Raw genomic sequence first — 15,961 nt, 5'->3', positions numbered from 1 at the left:
AAACCATGCAAACGAACAAAAAGACCGGGCCGTTCCGCATCGACACTGCCGACGGCATCGCCGAACTGGTGATCGACCATGCGCCAGTCAATGCGCTCGACTGCGCCGGCTGGCATGCGCTGGCCGCCGCGATCGACCAGCTGGGCACCGATTCCGCCGTGCGCGTGATCGTGCTGCGCGGCGAAGGCCGCGGCTTCTGCGCCGGCGTCGACATCAAGGAGCTGGCCGCGCACCCGCAGCGCATCGTCGATGTCAACGCCGGCAACTACGCCACCTTCCGCGCCGTGCACCGCAATCCCAAGCCGGTCATCGTGGCCGTGCACGGCTTCGTGCTGGGCGGCGGCATCGGCATCTGCGGCGCGGCCGACATCATCGTGGCCGCAGATTGTGCGCGCTTTGGCGTGCCGGAGATCGACCGCGGCGCCATGGGCGGCGGCGCCCACCTGCAGCGCATGTTCGGCGTGCAGAAGGTCAGGGCGATGTACTTCACCGGCGAGATGATCGATGCCGCCGAGGCGTACCGGCTGGGCGCGGTCGAGCGCGTGGTGCCGCGCGCAGAGTTGCGCGAGGCCGCCATGACGCTGGCCCGCCAGATCGCCGCCAAGAGCCCGGCCATGCTGCAGCTGGCCAAGGAAGCGCTCAACGGCGTGGAAGACGGCAACCTGGAGGACAAATACCGCTGGGAACAGGGCTTCACGCTGCAGGCCTACATGAGCGCCGATTCCGGCGAGGCGCGCGCCGCCTTTGTCGAAGGCCGCGAAGCCCGCTTTGCGCAGGGAGAGCGCGATGCAGCTTGAATACACCGACGCCCAGCGTGCCTTCCGCGCCGAGGTGCGCGACTGGATGGCCGCGCACGTGCCGCGCACGCCGCTGGCGAGCTTCGATACCGAAGCGGGCTTCGCCCAGCACCGCGCGTGGGAGGCCACGCTCAACCAGGGCCACTGGAGCATGGTCACGTGGCCGGCCGAGCTGGGCGGGCGCGGCTGCGACCTGATCGAGTGGCTGATCTTCGAGGAAGAGTACTGGCGTGCCGGCGCGCCGATGCGCGTCAACCAGAACGGCATCTTCCTGCTCGGGCCCACGCTGATGGAATTCGGCACCGAGGCGCAGAAGGCGCGCTTCCTGCCGCGCATGGCCTCGGGCGAGCATGTCTGGGCGCAGGGCTGGTCCGAGCCGAACGCAGGCTCGGACATGGCCGCGATCCGCTGCAGCGCGATCCGGCAGGGCGATGACTATGTGATCAACGGCCAGAAGATCTGGTCGACGCGGGCGGTGTGGGCGGACTGGCTGTTCGGCCTGTTCCGCACTGACCCGGCCTCGACCCGACACCATGGCCTGACCTTCATCCTGATGCCGCTGGACACGCCCGGCATCACCGTGCGCCCGATCCGCCAGCTCAACGGCCAGACCGGCTTTGCCGAGATCTTCTTCGACGAAGTGCGCGTGCCGGTGGAAAACCGCCTGGCCGCAGAAGGCGCCGGCTGGCAGGTGGCCATGGCCACCGCCGGCTTCGAACGCGGCCTGATGCTGCGCTCGCCGGCGCGCTTCCAGGAAACCGCGCGCGCGCTGGTCAGGCTGTACCAGGCCAACCGCGAGGCGGCGGACCGCGACCCGTCGCTGCGCGAGGCGGTGCTGCGCGCCTGGATGGACGCCGAGGCCTACACGCTGTCCACCTACGCCACCGCGAGCCGCCTGGTGCGCGGCGGCCATATCGGCGCGGAGTCGAGCACGAACAAGGTGTTCTGGTCCGAGCTGGACATCCATATGCACGATACCGCGCTGGCCATCCTGGGGCAGTCGGCAGAGGTCGCGCCCGACGGCCAGCCGCCGGGTTCGCTCGGCCACTGGCTGGACGGCTTCCTGTTCTCGCAGGCCGGGCCGATCTATGCCGGCACCAACGAGATCCAGCGCAATATCGTCGCCGAGCGCCTGCTCGGCATGCCGCGCGCATGACGGCACCCGGGGAAAACACCATGGATTTCGCATTGACCGAAGAGCAGGAGCAGTTTGCCGAGGCGATCCGGCGCTTCCTGATGACCGAGATGACGCCCGAACTGACGCGCGAGCTGTGGGCCACCGAGTCCGGCCGCTCCGACGCGCTGTGGCGCCAGCTTGCCAACCAGGGCCTGACCGCGGTGATGGTGCCGCAGGAGCAGGGCGGACTGGGGCTGGGCGAGGTCGAATGGGCGCCGCTGGCGCAGGCCTGCGGCTACTTTGCGCTGCCCGAGCCTTTGCTGGACACCGCGCTGGTCGCGGCCGGGCTGCTGCGCGATGCGCTCGCGGCGGCGCCGAACGCCTCGGCGCACGAACGCTGCGCCACGCTGCTGGAGCGCATCGCCGCCGGCGATGCCCGCGTGGCGGTGGCGCATCCGCAAGAGCGGCTGGTCGCCGACGCCCATGTCGCCGACGCCATCCTGTGTGCGCACGAAGGCGCCGTGCACCTGCTGCGGCCCGACCAGGCCGTGCTGACGGCGCGCACCGGGCTCGATCCTTCGCGCCGCTTGTTTGAGCTGGCGTGGACGCCGGCCGCGGAGTCCGAACTGATCCCGTCCGGCAGCGGCCTGTGGAACAGCGCGCTGAACCGCGGCGCGCTTGGCGTGGCCGCGCAGCAGCTGGGCCTGACCCAGCGCATGCTGGACCTGGCGATCGATTACAGCGCGCAGCGCAAGCAGTTCGGCAAGGCCATCGGCGCCTACCAGGCGGTCAAGCACCTGCTGGCCGACGTGGCGATCCAGCTCGAGTTCGCCCGGCCGGTGCTGCTGCGCGCCGCCGCCGCGCTGGCGCACGGCCTGCCCGATGCGGGCCTGCATGTCTCGCACGCCCGCGTGGCCGCCGCGCGCTGCGCGTGGAGCGCGGCGCGCCAGGCGATCCAGGTGCATGGCGCAATGGGCTACACCTGGGAGCTGGACCTGCAGATCTTCACCAAGCGGGCCTGGGCCCTGGCGGGAAGCTGGGGCGACCGTGCCTTCCACAAGGCGCGCATGGGCGCGCACATCCTTGACGGCGCGCATGAGATCGGCGCCGGCGCCACCTTCGCCTGAATCCAAAGAGAACCAAGACCATGAAAGACGCCTATATCGTTGATGCCCTGCGCACGCCCACCGGGCGCCGCAAGGGCGGACTGTCGCACATGCACGGCGCCGACCTCGGCGGCTTCGTGCTGGCCGAGCTGGTGCGCCGCAACGGCATTCCCGCCGAGGACTATGACGACGTGGTGTTCGGCTGCGTCGACACCATCGGCCCGCTGGCCGGCAATATCGCCCGCAGCGCGTGGCTGGCAGCCGGCCTGCCGCTGACGGTGCCGGGCGTGACCGTGGACCGCCAGTGCGGCTCGTCGCAGCAGGCGGTGCACTTTGCCGCGCAGGCAGTGATGAGCGGCACGCAGGACGTGGTGATCGCCGGCGGCGTGCAGACCATGACCCAGATCCCGATCTCGTCGGCCATGCTGGCCGGGCAGGCACTGGGCTTTGCCGACCCGTTCTCGGGCAGCAAGGGCTGGCAGGTGCGCTTTGGCGATGCGCCGGTGTCGCAGTTCCATGCCGCGCAGCGCATTGCCGATCACTGGAAGCTGTCGCGCGAGGCCATGGAAGCCTACGCGCTGGCAAGCCACCAGCGCGCCGCCGCGGCCATCGAAGGCGGCCGCTTTGCGCGCGAGATCGTGCCGTGCGAGGGCGTGAAGCATGACGAGACCCCGCGCCCCGATACCACGCTGGCGAAGATGGCTGCGCTGGAACCGCTGATGCCCGGCAGTTCGCTGACCGCGGCCGTGTCCAGCCAGACCGCGGATGCCGCCGCCGCGCTGCTGATCGTCTCGGAAGACGCGCTCAAGCGCTACCAGCTCAAGCCGCGTGCGCGCATCGCGCATATGAGCGTGCTGGGCGACGACCCGCTGTGGATGCTGACCGCACCGATCCCGGCGACCAAACGCGCACTGGAGCGCTGCGGCCTGCGCTTGGCCGATATCGACGTGGTCGAGATCAATGAAGCGTTCGCCTCGGTGGCGATGGCATGGCTGGCCGAGACCGGCTACGCGGCCGAGCGCACCAACCCCAATGGCGGCGCCATCGCACTGGGCCACCCGCTGGGCGCCACCGGGGCGCGCCTGATGACCACGCTGCTGCATGAGCTGGAACGCACCGGCGGCCGCTACGGCCTGCAGACCATGTGCGAAGGCGGTGGCCTGGCCAACGTCACCATCATCGAACGCTTGTAAGGAGACCGCCATGGGAATCTGTGACGCACGCACCGTCATCATCACCGGCGCCGGCGGCGGGCTGGGCCGTGCCTATGCGCTGGCCTTCGCCGCCGAGGGCGCCAATGTGGTCGTCAACGACATCCGGCGCGAGGCGGCCGAGGCCGTCTGCACGGAGATCCGCGCGGCCGGCGGCAGCGCACTGGCCAGCGCTGACGACATCACCCAGCTGGCCACCGCGAAGCGCATCGTCGATGCCGCGGTCGAGGCCTTCGGCGAGGTCCATGTGCTGGTCAACAACGCCGGCATCTGCCGCGACCGCATGTTCGTCAGCCTGACCGAGGCCGACTGGGACGACGTCATGCGCGTGCACCTGCGCGGCCACTTCTGCCTGGCCAACCTGCTCGCCAAACGCTGGCGCGATGCCGCCAAGGCCGGCCGCGCCGTCGACGCGCGCATTATCAACACCAGCTCCGGCGCGGGCCTGCAGGGTTCGGTCGGGCAGTCCAACTACGCCGCCGCCAAGGCCGGCATTGCCGCGCTCACGCTGGTGCAGGCCGCCGAGCTTGGCCGCTATGGCATCACCGCCAATGCGCTGGCACCGGCGGCGCGCACCGGCATGACCGAGGAGGTGTTTGCCGAAATGATGCAGGCGCCGGAAGACGGCTTCGACTACTACGACCCCGCCAATGTCGCGCCGCTGGTGGTGTGGCTGGGCAGCGCCGCGTCCGCGCAGGTCAACGGGCGCATGTTCGAGGCGGCCGGCGGCATGGTCTCGGTGGCCGACGGCTGGCGCACCGGACCCAGGACCGACAAGGGATCGCGCTGGCAGCCGGCCGAACTGGGCGCAGCCGTGGCGGAACTGCTGGCGCAGGCGCAGCCGCCCCAGCCGGTCTACGGCAGCTGAGCGCGACGGCCATGGACTTCTCCCTTAGCGTCGAACAGCAGATGGTCCGCGACAGCGCGCGCGACTACCTCGCCGCGTACAGCGATTCGGCGGCGGTGCGGCGCGTGACCGAGGCAGGCCCGGCGCACGACGAGGCCCTGTGGCACGCGGTCGCGGGCGAACTCGGCTGGTGCGGCATCGCGCTGCCCGAAGCCGTGGGCGGCGCCGGCCTGGGTGCGCCCGGGCTGGTGCTGCTGCAGGAACAACTGGGCCAGCGCCTGGCCTGCGTGCCGTTCTGGTCCGCCGTGTGCGTGGCCGCGCCCTGGCTGCAGGCCAGCCTGGGTCCGCGTGGCAGCGCGCAGTGGCTGGAGCGGCTGGCCTGTGGCGAGCTGCGTGCCGCCGCGGTGCTGCCGGACGATGGCGGCTGGCAGTACGACGGCGTCGCCATTGGCGCGCAGGCAAGCGCGGATGGCTTCGTGCTGCGTGGCAGCGCCGCCCAGGTGGCCGATGCCGCCGGCGCCGACTGGCTGCTGGTGCCGGCCCGTCTCGGAGACGGCGTGCCTGCGCTGTTCCTGCTGGAACCGGCAGCACTGGCACAGGATGCGCGATGCATGCTGGCGCCGCTCGATACGCTGGACCGCACGCGGCCGCAGGCCGCGCTGCGGCTGGACGGGCTGCCCGTGCCCGCCAGCGCCTGCCTGGCGCGCGCGGACGCGGCGGCCTTCGGCCTGGCCCAGGCCTGGTGGCACGGCAAGCTGATGCTGGCGGCGGAGCAGCTTGGCGCGGCCCAGCAATGCCTGGACCTGACCGTGGCCTATGCATCGGAACGGATCCAGTTCGGGCGCGCCATCGCCTCGTTCCAGGCGGTCAAGCACCGCTGCGCGCAGATGATGGTGCTGGTCGAGGCGGCGCGCTCGGCGGTGTATGGCGCGGCGCAGGCGTGGGAAACGGGCGAGGTGGCCGATGGCACCGGCATCCGCCTCGACATCGCCGCCGCGTCCGTGGCCGCCGACGATGCCCTGCGCTTCTGCGCGCAGGAGGCCATCCAGTTGCATGGCGGTGTCGGCTTCACCTGGGAATACGACCCCCAGCTCTATTTCAAGCGCGCGCAGGCCGCCAGCCACTGGCTGGGCGGTGCCGGCGCGGCGCTGGCGTATCTCGCAGCAAATGGCCCGCACGCCTGGAGGACAGCATGATAGCGAATCAAGAGGCGGCATTCCGCGCCGAAGTCGCGCAATGGATGGCCGCCAACCTGGCCGGCGAGTTCGCCTGCCTGAAGCACCGCGGCGGCCCCGGCGACGAAGAGGCCTATCCCGAACTGCGCAAGGCGTGGGAGCGCCGGCTGGCCGAAGGCGGCTGGACCGGCCTGGGCTGGCCGCGCGCGCATGGCGGGCGCGAGCTGCCGGTCATGCAGCAGGTGATCTTCCATGAGGAATACGCGCGGGCAGGGGGACCGGGCCGCATGGGCCATATCGGCGAGGGGCTGATCGGCCCGACCCTGGTCGCCTTCGGCACCGACGACCAGAAGGCGCGCCTGCTGCCCGGCATCCTGAACGGCACCACGTTCTGGTGCCAGGGGTATTCGGAGCCTGGGGCGGGCTCGGACCTGGCCAATGTGCGCACGCGCGCGGAGCGCGATGCGGCCACTGGCGACTGGCTGGTGAGCGGGCAGAAGGTGTGGACCTCGCTCGCGCACGATTCCGACTGGATCTTCGTGCTGGCGCGCTGCGAGCCCGGCTCGCGCGGCAGCAAGGGCCTGGTTTTCCTGATGCTGCCGCTGGACCAGCCCGGCATCGAGATCCGGCCGATCCGCCAGATGGGCGGCGGCGCCGAATTCAACGAGGTGTTCTTCGACGGCGCGCGTGCCGCCGCCGCCGATGTGCTGGGCGCGCCCGGCGATGGCTGGCGCATCGCCATGGCGCTGCTGGGCTTCGAGCGCGGCATCTCCACGCTGGGCCAGCAGATGCAGTTCACGCATGAACTGGAATGGGTGGCGCAGGCCGCGCGCGACAACGGCAGCAGCCGCGACGCGCTGGTGCGCCAGCGCATCGCGCGCGCCTGGGCCGGCCTGCGCGTGATGCGGGCCAATGCGCTGCGCATGCTTGCGGGCGCGGCGCAGGCGGGCCAGGACGGCGGCACCGCGCTGCAGCGCGAGGCGCTGATCTACAAGTACTACTGGTCCAACTGGCACCGCGACCTGGGCCAGCTGGCGCTGGACGTGCTGGGCCCGCTGGCCAATGTGCTGGACGCCGGCGACACGCACCGCACGCGGCTGCAGCAGATGGCGCTGTTCTCGCGCGCCGACACCATCTACGCCGGCACCAACGAAATCCAGCTCAACATCATCGCCGAACGCGGCCTCGGCATGCCGCGCGAAGCACGAGGACAGTCATGACCCTGAACACCGAAATCCCCAGCGCCCCGGCCTATGTGCCTGGCCATCAGTTGCTCGCCGGCAAGAGTGTGCTCATCACCGCCGCGGCGGGCGCCGGCATCGGCTTTGCCGCCGCGCGCCGCTGCGCCGAGGAGGGCTGCCGCGCGCTGATGATCTCCGACGTCCATGAGAAGCGGCTGGCAGACGCGGTCGAGCGCCTGCGCGCGGAAACCGGCCTGCAGGCGATCCATGGCCAGCTTTGCGATGTGTCGGATGAAGCGCAGGTGCGCGCACTTGTGGCCGCCGCCGAAGAAGCCTTGGGCGGCACCGACGTGCTGATCAACAACGCCGGCCTGGGCGGCTCGCGCCGCCTAGTTGATATGGACGATGCCGAGTGGTCGCGCGTGATCGATATTTCCCTCACCGGCACCTTCCGCATGACGCGCGCGATGTTGCCGCACATGCAGGCGCGCCGGCGCGGCGCCATCGTCAACAATGCCTCGGTGCTGGGCTGGCGTGCGCAGAAGGAACAGTCGCATTACGCCGCGGCCAAGGCCGGGGTGATGGCGCTGACGCGCTGCAGCGCGATGGAGGCCGCCGAATTTGGCGTGCGCATCAATGCGGTGGCGCCAAGCATCGCGCTGCACGACTTCCTGAAGAAGTCGGCGCCGGCCGACCTGCTGCGCCAGCTCAGCGAGCGCGAAGCGTTCGGGCGCGCGGCCGAGGTGTGGGAGGTGGCCAATGTGATGGTGTTCCTGGCCAGCGACTATGCCTCGTACATGACGGGCGAGGTGCTGCCGGTGAGCAGCCAGCGGGCTTGAAGGGAAACAGTTGGGACCGGGAACAACGCAGGAACCAGACATGCCAAGAATCTTCCGTTCTGCCGAAGACATCCACGCCGCCGTCGGCCAGCGCCTCGGCGAGAGCGCCTGGACCCAGATCACCCAGGAACAGGTCAACCAGTTCGCCAATGCCACCGGCGACCACCAGTGGCTGCACGTGGACCCGCAGCGCGCCGCGCAGGGCCCATACGGCGCCTGCATCGCGCACGGCTACCTGACGCTGGCGCTGGTCAACCAGTTCCTGCCGGAGCTGGTCACGGTCGAAGGCATGAAGTGGGGCGTCAACTACGGCTGCGACAAGGTGCGCTTCCCGGCGCCGGTGCGCGTGGGCGCGCGCGTGCGCGGGGTGGGGGAACTGGTGCGGGCCGAGACCTTGCAGGGCGGCGTGCAGTCGGTGGTGCGCATGACCGTGGAAATCGAAGGCGGAGACAAGCCGGCCTGCGTGGCCGAGACCATCAGCCGCTATTACTTCTGAACAGGAATCCAGCATGAAAGAAGCAGTCATTGTCGCCGTCGCGCGCACACCGATCGGCAAGGCCTTCCGCGGTGCCTTCAACGACACCGAGGCCCCGGTGCTGGGCGGCCACGTGGTGCGCGCGGTGGTGGAGCGCGCCGGCGTGGATCCGTCCGAGGTGGAAGATGTGCTGATCGGCGCGGCCGCGCAGCAGGGCACCCAGGGCTACAACCTGGGCCGCCTGTGCGCGGTGGCGGCCGGCCTGCCGGACAGCGTGCCCGGCATGACCATGGACCGCATGTGCGGCTCGGGCCTGATGGCGATCGCGGCGGGCGCCCGTGCGATCCAGTGCGGCGAGGCCGACATCATCGTCGCCGGCGGCGCGGAATCCATCTCGCTGACGCAGACCAAGCACAAGAACAGCTACCGCGCCCAGTCCGAAGCGGTGCTGGCGCGGCAGCCGGCAGCCTATATGGCAATGATCGAGACCGCCGAGGTGGTGGCGCGCCGCTACGGCATCAGCCGCGCCGAGCAGGACGCCTACGCCTGGCGCAGCCAGCAGCGCACCGCCGAGGCGCAGCGGCGCGGGGCCTTCGATGACGAGATCGTGCCGCTGGAAACGCGCCGCGCGCTGTTCGACAAGGCCGGCACGCTGACCGGCCACGAGACCGTTCGGCTTGCGCACGACGAGTGCAACCGGCCCGATACCACGGCCAGCAGCCTGGAGGCGCTGAAGCCGGTCTGGAGCGGCGGCCAGGCGGTGGCCGCCGGCGAGCACATCACTGCCGGCAATGCCTCGCAGTTGTCGGACGGCGCCGCCGCGGTGCTGCTGATGAGCGCCGACGAGGCCCGCCGGCGCCGCCTGCGCCCGCTGGGCCGCTACCGCGGCATGGCGGTGGCGGGCTGCGCGCCGGACGAGATGGGGATCGGCCCGGTGTTCGCCGTGCCCAGGCTGCTCGCGCGCCATGGCATGACGGCGGCCGACGTGGGCCTGTGGGAGCTGAACGAGGCCTTCGCCTGCCAGGTGCTGTACTGCCAGCAGAAGCTGGGCATCCCGGATGCGCGCCTGAACGTCAACGGCGGCGCGATCTCGATCGGCCATCCGTTCGGCATGTCGGGTGCGCGCATGACCGCGCATGCATTGATTGAAGGCCGGCGCCGCGGCGTGCAGCAGGCGGTGGTGACCATGTGCATCGGCGGCGGCATGGGCGCCGCCGCGCTGTTCGACGTTCTGTAATCACAAGCAGCCCGTGCAGGGACGGCCCGCAACGAGGCCGCCTGCCATCACTCCAACCGGAGGAGACATCATGAAACGACTGATCGGCGTCGCCATGTCGCTGGCCGTGCTCGCCACCGCGGTATGGGCCTTCGCGCCGCGCCCGCTGCCGCCGTTCGCGGCCACGACGCTGCGCCCGGACGGCCTGCAGGTCAACGGCATCGCGCGCGCCGGCGAGCGCCTGGTGGCAGTGGGCGAGCGTGGCCAGATCCTGTTCAGCGATGACCAGGGCCGCAACTGGCGCACGGCCGCCGTGGATCAACCGCAAGGCGCCGCGCTGACCCAGGTGGCCTTTGCCGACAGCCGCCACGGCATGGCGGTCGGGCACAGCGGCTGGATCCTGCGCACCGAAGACGGCGGTGCCCACTGGCAGCAGGTGGCGTTCGAGGCGAGCTCGTCCGATCCGCTGCTGGGTGCCTGGGCCCAGGCGGGCGGCCCGTGGTTCGCGGTCGGCAGCTTTGGCCGCTTCCTGGTCTCGCGCGACCAGGGCAGGCACTGGGAGCCGGCCGCCGACAAGGCCATGCAGGACCGCCACCTCAACGGCATTGCCGGCGACGGGCAGGGACGCCTGATGCTGGTCGGCGAAGCCGGCCTGGTGCTGCGCTCGCCCGACGGCGGCGGCCGCTGGGAGGTGGTGAAGTCCCCCTACGAGGGTTCGCTGTACGGCGTGCAGCCGCTGCGCGACGGCGCCTGGCTGGCCTTCGGCATGCGCGGCAACGCCTTGCGCAGCGATGACTTCGGCGCCACCTGGCAGGCCGCGGACACTGGCCTCAAGACCTCGTTCTTCGGCGGCGTCGAACTGCCCGATGGCCGCATCGTGCTGGCCGGGCAGGGCGGCACGCTGGTGATCTCCGCCGATGGCGGGCGCCACTTCACCGCCTTGCCCGCCGGCAGCCCGCAGACCCTGGCCGCGCTGGTCCCTGCCGGCAAGGACACGCTGGCGCTGGGCGGCAATGGCGGCCTTGCCGGCGTCACGCTCGCCGCCAATCCCCGCTGACCCTGCCTGACCCTGGCTTACCGAATGCGAGAACGATCATGAACCGCCCCCATTCTTCCGGCCGCCTGGGCCGCTTTGTCGATGCCTGCGCCAGCCTGCTGATGCAGCGGCGCCGCCTGCTGCTGGTGCTGTGCCTGGCCGTGACCGTGGCGCTGGGCGTCTCGGCCACGCGGCTGCGGCTCGATCCCGGCTTCAACAAGATGATCCCGCTGCAGCACCCGTACATGCAGGTGTTCACCAAGTACGCGAGCACCTTCTCCGGTGCCAACACGGTGCTGCTGAGCCTGCGCTGGAAGGGCGACGGCGACATCTACAACGCGGCCTTCATGGACAAGCTGCGCCGCGCCACCGATGACGTCTTCTTCATCCCCGGCGTGGACCGTTCGCGCGTGTTCTCGCTGTTCACGCCCAATGTGCGCTACACCGAGGTGACGGAGGCGGGCTTCCGCGGCGACGTGGTGGTGCCGGGACGCTTCTCCGGCGCGCCGGCCGAGCTCGACAAGGTGCGCCGCAACGTGGCGCGCTCTGGCCAGATCGGCCGCCTGGTCAGCAACGACCTGAAGTCCGCGCTGATCCGCGCGGAATTGCGCGAGACCGATCCGGCCACCGGCAAGACCATCGACTACGGCTCGGTCGCACGCCAGCTGGAGAAGATCCGCGGGGAATTCAGCGGCACCGACGTCGAGGTCAATATCGTCGGCTTCGCCAAGCTGGTGGGCGATGTGGAAGAGGGCATCGCCGGCGTGATGGGCTTCTTCGCGCTGGCCTTCGCCGTGACCGCGCTGCTGCTGTGGCTGTACACGCGCTCGCTGCGCATCACGCTGTTGTCGCTGGTGGTGGCGCTGCTGCCCGTGGCCTGGCTGCTGGGCTTGCTGCCGCTGCTGGGCTACGGCATCGATCCGATGTCGATCCTGGTGCCGTTCCTGATCTTTTCGATCGGGGTCTCGCACGCGGTGCAGATGACCAATGCCTGGAAGCAAGAGGTGGTGCAGGGACATGGTGCGCTCGACAGCGCCAGCGCGGCCTTCCGCAAGCTGTTCATCCCCGGCACGGTCGCGCTGCTGACCAACGCGCTCGGGTTCATGGTCATCATGCGCATCGAGATCGACATCGTGCGCGAGCTTGGCATCACCGCCTGCCTGGGCGTGCTGCTGATGATCGTGACCAACAAGGTGTTCCTGCCGATCCTGCTGTCGTACACGCGGCTGGAGCCGTCGGCGCTGGCATCGGCGCAGGCCCGGCGCGCGCACGGAACCGGCGGGCTGTGGCAGAAGTTCGGCGCGCTGGCGCGCCCGGGCCCGGCGCTGGGCGTGTTCGTTGCCGCGCTGGCGTTGCTTGCGGCCGGTGCCATCGATTCGCGCGGCCTCAAGATTGGCGATGTCGGCAGCGGCGCTCCGGAACTGCGCGCGGATTCGCGCTACAACCGCGACAGCGCCAGCATCGTGAGCCAGTACAACATCGGCTCGGATGCGCTGACCGTGGTGGTGGAGCCCACCGGCTTCGACGACGGCTGCCTGCACTACCCGGTGATGAGTGCGGTGGAACGCTTCGAGATGCATATGCGCGGCGTGTCCGGCGTGCAGTCGGTGGTGAGCGTGTCGTCGCTGGCCAAGGTGGTGATCGGCGCCTACAACGAGGGCAACCCGCGCTGGGAGGCGCTGCCGCGCAGCAGCGAGGGCCTGAGCCAGGGCGCCAAGGCCTTTGACCCGGACAACGGCATGAATACCTCGAACTGCCAGGCCATCCAGGTGCTGATCTACACCGCCAACCATGAGGGCGCCACCATCGCCCACATCATCCGCGAGATCCGCCGCTTCACCGCCGCCGACAAGACCCCCAACGTGGCGTTCCGCCTGGGCGGGGGCAATATCGGCGTGATGGCGGCCACCAATGAGGCCGTGGAGGAAGCCGAAGTGACCATGCTGCTGTCGATCTTCGGTGCGATCACGCTGCTGTGCCTGCTGACGTTCCGCTCGTGGCGCGCGGTGCTGTGCATCATCGTGCCGCTGACGCTGGTGTCGGTGCTGTGCAATGCGTTGATGGCGCGGCTTGGCATCGGGCTGAAGGTGTCGACGCTGCCGGTCATCACGCTGGGCGTGGGCGTCGGCGTGGACTACGGCATCTACCTGTATGAGCGCATCCAGCACCAGATCCGCGAGGAAGGGCAGGCCCTGCCGCAGGCCTTTGCCGAGGCCATGCGCCAGCGCGGTTCGGCGGCGCTGTTCACGGCGCTGACGATGTGCATCGGGGTGGGCACCTGGGCCTTTGCCGCGCTCAAGTTCCAGGCCGACATGGGGATCCTGCTGGCCTTCATGTTCCTGGTGAACCTGTTCGGCGCGGTGTCGCTGCTGCCGGCGCTGGCTGCGTGGCTGGGCGTGGAGGAAGAGGAGCGTGCGCGCGTGGCCGCCGGTGGTGCCGGTGGCGCCGCGCGCGGCGAGACGGTGCCGCCGGCGCACGCCCTGAAATCCGACGCGGTGTAAGGCCGATGGCCCGGAGAGACAGCATGCACGATCACCAGGCTTACGCGGCGGCGGCATTCACGCCGGTCCGCATCGGCCCGCTCACGCTGCGCAATCGCATTATCAAGGCCGGCGCCAACGAGGGCATGACGCCGCAGGGCCTGCCGACCGAGGCGCTGGTCAGGCACCACCGCGAGCTTGCCGCGGGCGGCGTGGGCATGACCACGGTCGCGTATGCGGCGGTGGCCGACGACGGCCTGACTTTTTCGCACCAGCTCAGCATGCGCCCGGAGCAGGTTGCGCACCTGCGCGTGCTGACCGATGCCGTGCATCGCGAAGGCGCGGCGGCCTGCCTGCAGATCACCCATGCGGGCTCGTTCACCACCATGCGCCACGGCGGCAGCCGTGCGCCAGGCAGCGCTTCATCCGGACTCAATGCCTTTGGCATGCTGCACGGCGTGTATTTCCAGCGTGCCATGCGCGAGGCGGACATGGCGCGCGTTGCCGGCCAGTTTGCCGCGGCGGCGCGGCTGGCGCGCGAAGCCGGCTTCGACGCGGTGGAAATCCACATGGGCCACGGCTACCTGCTCAACCAGTTCCTGTCGCCGCTGAGCAACCGGCGGCGCGATGCGTTCGGCGGCAGCGTGGAGAACCGCACCCGCTTTCCGGCCGCGGTACTGCGCCAGGTGAAGGACGCGGTCGGCGCCGAGCTGGCGGTCTGCTGCAAGCTGAGCGTCAGCGACGGCGTGCCGGGCGGCAACGAGCCCGCGGATTCCGCCGTGAGCGCGCGTCTGCTGGAGGCGGAAGGCGCCGACCTGCTGACCCTCAGCGGCGGGCGCAACGTCGAGAGCCCGTGGGCGCTGTTCGGCAGCCCCATGCCCACGGCGCAGATGAAGGCCGCCGCGCCGACCGCGGTGGCGCGCTTCGGCATCACCATGCTGGAAAAGCGCACGCCGCGCGCGCTGGCCTTTCGCGAGCTGTACTTCCTGGAGGCGTCGCGCGTGGTGCGGCGGGCGGTGCGCATGCCGCTGGCCTATATCGGCGGCGTCAAGTCGATCGGCAATGTCGCGCAGCTGATGGAAGAGGGCTTCGACTGTGTCGCGCTGGCGCGCGCGCTGATCCATGATCCCGCGCTGGTCGCCAACTGGCGCGGCGGCGCGGTGGCGCATTCGGCCTGTGACAGCTGCAATGGCTGCGTGGCCCGGATCTACGATCCGGCGGGCGTCAGTTGCGTGCATGGCCCGGGCAATGATCCGGCGCTGACCAGGATTGCCGCCGCGCTGCAGTAGTCCGATGAGACGATGAGCCGCCGGCCAGACGCTCTTATCTTGAAGGTCCCACGGGAATTCAAGGAGACAGACGCCATGACCGCTGACGGCAACCAGACTGGCTACAAGGCCGGCTACAAGATCGAATCACGCCCGCTCGAGGCCCGCTACGCGCGCGGCTGGCATTGCCTCGGCCCTGCCGATGGCTACCGCGACGGCGTGCCGCACACGCTGAATATCTTCGGCCGGCGCCTGGCCGCGTTTGCCGACTCGACCGGCGCGATTCGCGTGATTGACGGCTACTGTCCGCACATGGGCGCAGACCTGAGCACCGGCACCGTGCAGGGCGACAACCTGGTCTGCCCGTTCCACGGCTGGCAGTGGGGCGGCGACGGTGGCTGCAAGTCCATTCCCTACTGCAAGCGGGTGCCGCCCAAGGCCCGTGTCGGCGCCTGGGAGACCTGCGAGCAGAACCGCTTGCTCTTCATCTGGCACGATCCCGAAGGCCGCCCGGCACCCCCCGAGGTGGCGATTCCGCGCATCGAGGCCTGCTTCTCGCCGGAGTGGTCGGACTGGGCCATCGACGAGATGGTGATCCAGACCAACTGCCGCGAGCTGGTCGACAACATCTCCGACATGGCGCATTTCGGCACGGTCCATGGCGCGCCGGTGGACTACTTTGCCAACCTGTTCGAAGACCACAAGGCCACGCAGCTGATGATCGGGCGCAGTGCCCGGCTCTCGGGCGATGCACAGCTGACGGCGCTGTCCACGTACTTCGGGCCCGCGTACCACATCACCGAGATGATCGGACAGATGGGCGACCAGCAGATCCACTCGATCCTGCTCAACTGCCATGTGCCGATCGACCTCAACAGCTTCGCGCTGCGCTACGGCGTGCTGGTGAAGAAGATCCCGGGGCTGTCCGAGGAGCAGAACCGTGCCATGGCGCAAGCCTATGTGGAGCAGGCCAAACAGGCCTTCTACGAGGACGTGGCGATCTGGGACAGCAAGATCCGCATCGACAACCCGCTACTGTGCGAAGGCGACGGGCCCATCTACCAGATGCGTGACTGGTACCAGCAGTTCTACACCGACGTGGAGCAGGTGCGGCCGTCCAGCGTGGCACGGCGCATCTTCGAGCTGAACCCGGGCAATATCGAGCCGCCGGCGCTGCGGCATGTGTTCGAGGCCTGATGGCAACCTCCACGGA

The 15,961-nt window shown here is 70.0% G+C and carries 14 protein-coding genes; all 14 read left to right on the top strand.

Features of this window, described 5'->3' with window-relative positions:
- Positions 1–5: 5 nt before the first annotated feature.
- The 14 genes from AC3WLF_RS15535 to AC3WLF_RS15470 all read left to right on the top strand — a co-directional run bounded on the left by AC3WLF_RS15535 (position 6) and on the right by AC3WLF_RS15470 (position 15,945).
- The gene (locus tag AC3WLF_RS15535; protein ID WP_492321102.1) at positions 6–797 is read left to right on the top strand and encodes an enoyl-CoA hydratase family protein; all 792 of its coding nucleotides are present in this window, start codon (positions 6–8) and stop codon (positions 795–797) included.
- The gene (locus AC3WLF_RS15530; RefSeq protein ID WP_492321103.1) at positions 787–1,953 is read left to right on the top strand and encodes an acyl-CoA dehydrogenase family protein; all 1,167 of its coding nucleotides are present in this window, start codon (positions 787–789) and stop codon (positions 1,951–1,953) included. Before AC3WLF_RS15535 ends, AC3WLF_RS15530 begins: the two co-directional genes overlap by 11 nt.
- Before the next feature lie 20 nt (positions 1,954–1,973).
- On the top strand, positions 1,974–3,041 hold the full coding sequence (locus AC3WLF_RS15525) for an acyl-CoA dehydrogenase family protein (protein WP_492321104.1): 1,068 nt from the start codon (positions 1,974–1,976) through the stop codon (positions 3,039–3,041).
- Positions 3,042–3,061: 20 nt separating this feature from the next.
- Positions 3,062–4,213 carry an acetyl-CoA C-acetyltransferase gene (locus tag AC3WLF_RS15520; protein ID WP_492358464.1) on the top strand — a complete coding sequence of 384 codons (1,152 nt, stop codon included), beginning with the start codon at positions 3,062–3,064 and terminating at the stop codon, positions 4,211–4,213.
- 10 nt (positions 4,214–4,223) lie between these two features.
- A complete protein-coding gene (locus tag AC3WLF_RS15515) occupies positions 4,224–5,099 on the top strand; it encodes an SDR family oxidoreductase (RefSeq protein WP_492352576.1) in 876 nt (291 codons plus the stop codon).
- 11 nt (positions 5,100–5,110) lie between these two features.
- On the top strand, positions 5,111–6,274 hold the full coding sequence (locus tag AC3WLF_RS15510) for an acyl-CoA dehydrogenase family protein (RefSeq protein WP_492321107.1): 1,164 nt from the start codon (positions 5,111–5,113) through the stop codon (positions 6,272–6,274).
- The gene (locus AC3WLF_RS15505) at positions 6,271–7,473 is read left to right on the top strand and encodes an acyl-CoA dehydrogenase family protein (RefSeq protein ID WP_492356693.1); all 1,203 of its coding nucleotides are present in this window, start codon (positions 6,271–6,273) and stop codon (positions 7,471–7,473) included. Before AC3WLF_RS15510 ends, AC3WLF_RS15505 begins: the two co-directional genes overlap by 4 nt.
- A complete protein-coding gene (locus AC3WLF_RS15500) occupies positions 7,470–8,273 on the top strand; it encodes an SDR family oxidoreductase (RefSeq protein ID WP_010813970.1) in 804 nt (267 codons plus the stop codon). The genes AC3WLF_RS15505 and AC3WLF_RS15500 overlap by 4 nt, the downstream gene beginning before the upstream one ends.
- 40 nt (positions 8,274–8,313) lie before the next feature.
- Positions 8,314–8,769 (top strand): MaoC family dehydratase, encoded by a 456-nt coding sequence (locus AC3WLF_RS15495; RefSeq protein WP_492321109.1) that lies wholly within the window; start codon positions 8,314–8,316, stop codon positions 8,767–8,769.
- 13 nt (positions 8,770–8,782) lie between these two features.
- Complete coding sequence (locus tag AC3WLF_RS15490; RefSeq protein WP_492358463.1) at positions 8,783–9,985, top strand: thiolase family protein; 1,203 nt, start codon at positions 8,783–8,785, stop codon at positions 9,983–9,985.
- Between the two features lie 70 nt (positions 9,986–10,055).
- Complete coding sequence (locus AC3WLF_RS15485) at positions 10,056–11,021, top strand: WD40/YVTN/BNR-like repeat-containing protein (protein WP_492356695.1); 966 nt, start codon at positions 10,056–10,058, stop codon at positions 11,019–11,021.
- A gap of 38 nt (positions 11,022–11,059) precedes the next feature.
- Entirely contained in the window at positions 11,060–13,501 is a 2,442-nt protein-coding gene (locus tag AC3WLF_RS15480) for an efflux RND transporter permease subunit (RefSeq protein ID WP_492321112.1), read from the top strand.
- A 71-nt stretch (positions 13,502–13,572) separates the two neighbouring features.
- The gene (locus AC3WLF_RS15475) at positions 13,573–14,769 is read left to right on the top strand and encodes an NADH:flavin oxidoreductase (RefSeq protein WP_492358492.1); all 1,197 of its coding nucleotides are present in this window, start codon (positions 13,573–13,575) and stop codon (positions 14,767–14,769) included.
- 75 nt (positions 14,770–14,844) lie between these two features.
- The gene (locus AC3WLF_RS15470; protein WP_492321113.1) at positions 14,845–15,945 is read left to right on the top strand and encodes a 3-ketosteroid-9-alpha-monooxygenase, oxygenase component; all 1,101 of its coding nucleotides are present in this window, start codon (positions 14,845–14,847) and stop codon (positions 15,943–15,945) included.
- Positions 15,946–15,961 lie beyond the last annotated feature (16 nt).

The sequence above is a fragment of the Cupriavidus sp. FW306-01-F10A genome (genome assembly GCF_058782785.1).
Note: the sequence above shows the minus strand (reverse complement) of the source record. Positions and strands in the feature narration are given on the sequence as shown.

Excerpts from the sequence above, each read along its gene's own strand:
- AC3WLF_RS15535 (WP_492321102.1), top strand. The coding sequence starts at position 6 with ATGCAAACGAACAAAAAGACCGGGCCGTTCCGCATCGACACTGCCGAC.
- AC3WLF_RS15530 (WP_492321103.1), top strand. The coding sequence starts at position 787 with ATGCAGCTTGAATACACCGACGCCCAGCGTGCCTTCCGCGCCGAGGTG.
- AC3WLF_RS15525 (WP_492321104.1), top strand. The coding sequence starts at position 1,974 with ATGGATTTCGCATTGACCGAAGAGCAGGAGCAGTTTGCCGAGGCGATC.
- AC3WLF_RS15520 (WP_492358464.1), top strand. The coding sequence starts at position 3,062 with ATGAAAGACGCCTATATCGTTGATGCCCTGCGCACGCCCACCGGGCGC.
- AC3WLF_RS15515 (WP_492352576.1), top strand. The coding sequence starts at position 4,224 with ATGGGAATCTGTGACGCACGCACCGTCATCATCACCGGCGCCGGCGGC.
- AC3WLF_RS15510 (WP_492321107.1), top strand. The coding sequence starts at position 5,111 with ATGGACTTCTCCCTTAGCGTCGAACAGCAGATGGTCCGCGACAGCGCG.
- AC3WLF_RS15505 (WP_492356693.1), top strand. The coding sequence starts at position 6,271 with ATGATAGCGAATCAAGAGGCGGCATTCCGCGCCGAAGTCGCGCAATGG.
- AC3WLF_RS15500 (WP_010813970.1), top strand. The coding sequence starts at position 7,470 with ATGACCCTGAACACCGAAATCCCCAGCGCCCCGGCCTATGTGCCTGGC.
- AC3WLF_RS15495 (WP_492321109.1), top strand. The coding sequence starts at position 8,314 with ATGCCAAGAATCTTCCGTTCTGCCGAAGACATCCACGCCGCCGTCGGC.
- AC3WLF_RS15490 (WP_492358463.1), top strand. The coding sequence starts at position 8,783 with ATGAAAGAAGCAGTCATTGTCGCCGTCGCGCGCACACCGATCGGCAAG.
- AC3WLF_RS15485 (WP_492356695.1), top strand. The coding sequence starts at position 10,056 with ATGAAACGACTGATCGGCGTCGCCATGTCGCTGGCCGTGCTCGCCACC.
- AC3WLF_RS15480 (WP_492321112.1), top strand. The coding sequence starts at position 11,060 with ATGAACCGCCCCCATTCTTCCGGCCGCCTGGGCCGCTTTGTCGATGCC.
- AC3WLF_RS15470 (WP_492321113.1), top strand. The coding sequence starts at position 14,845 with ATGACCGCTGACGGCAACCAGACTGGCTACAAGGCCGGCTACAAGATC.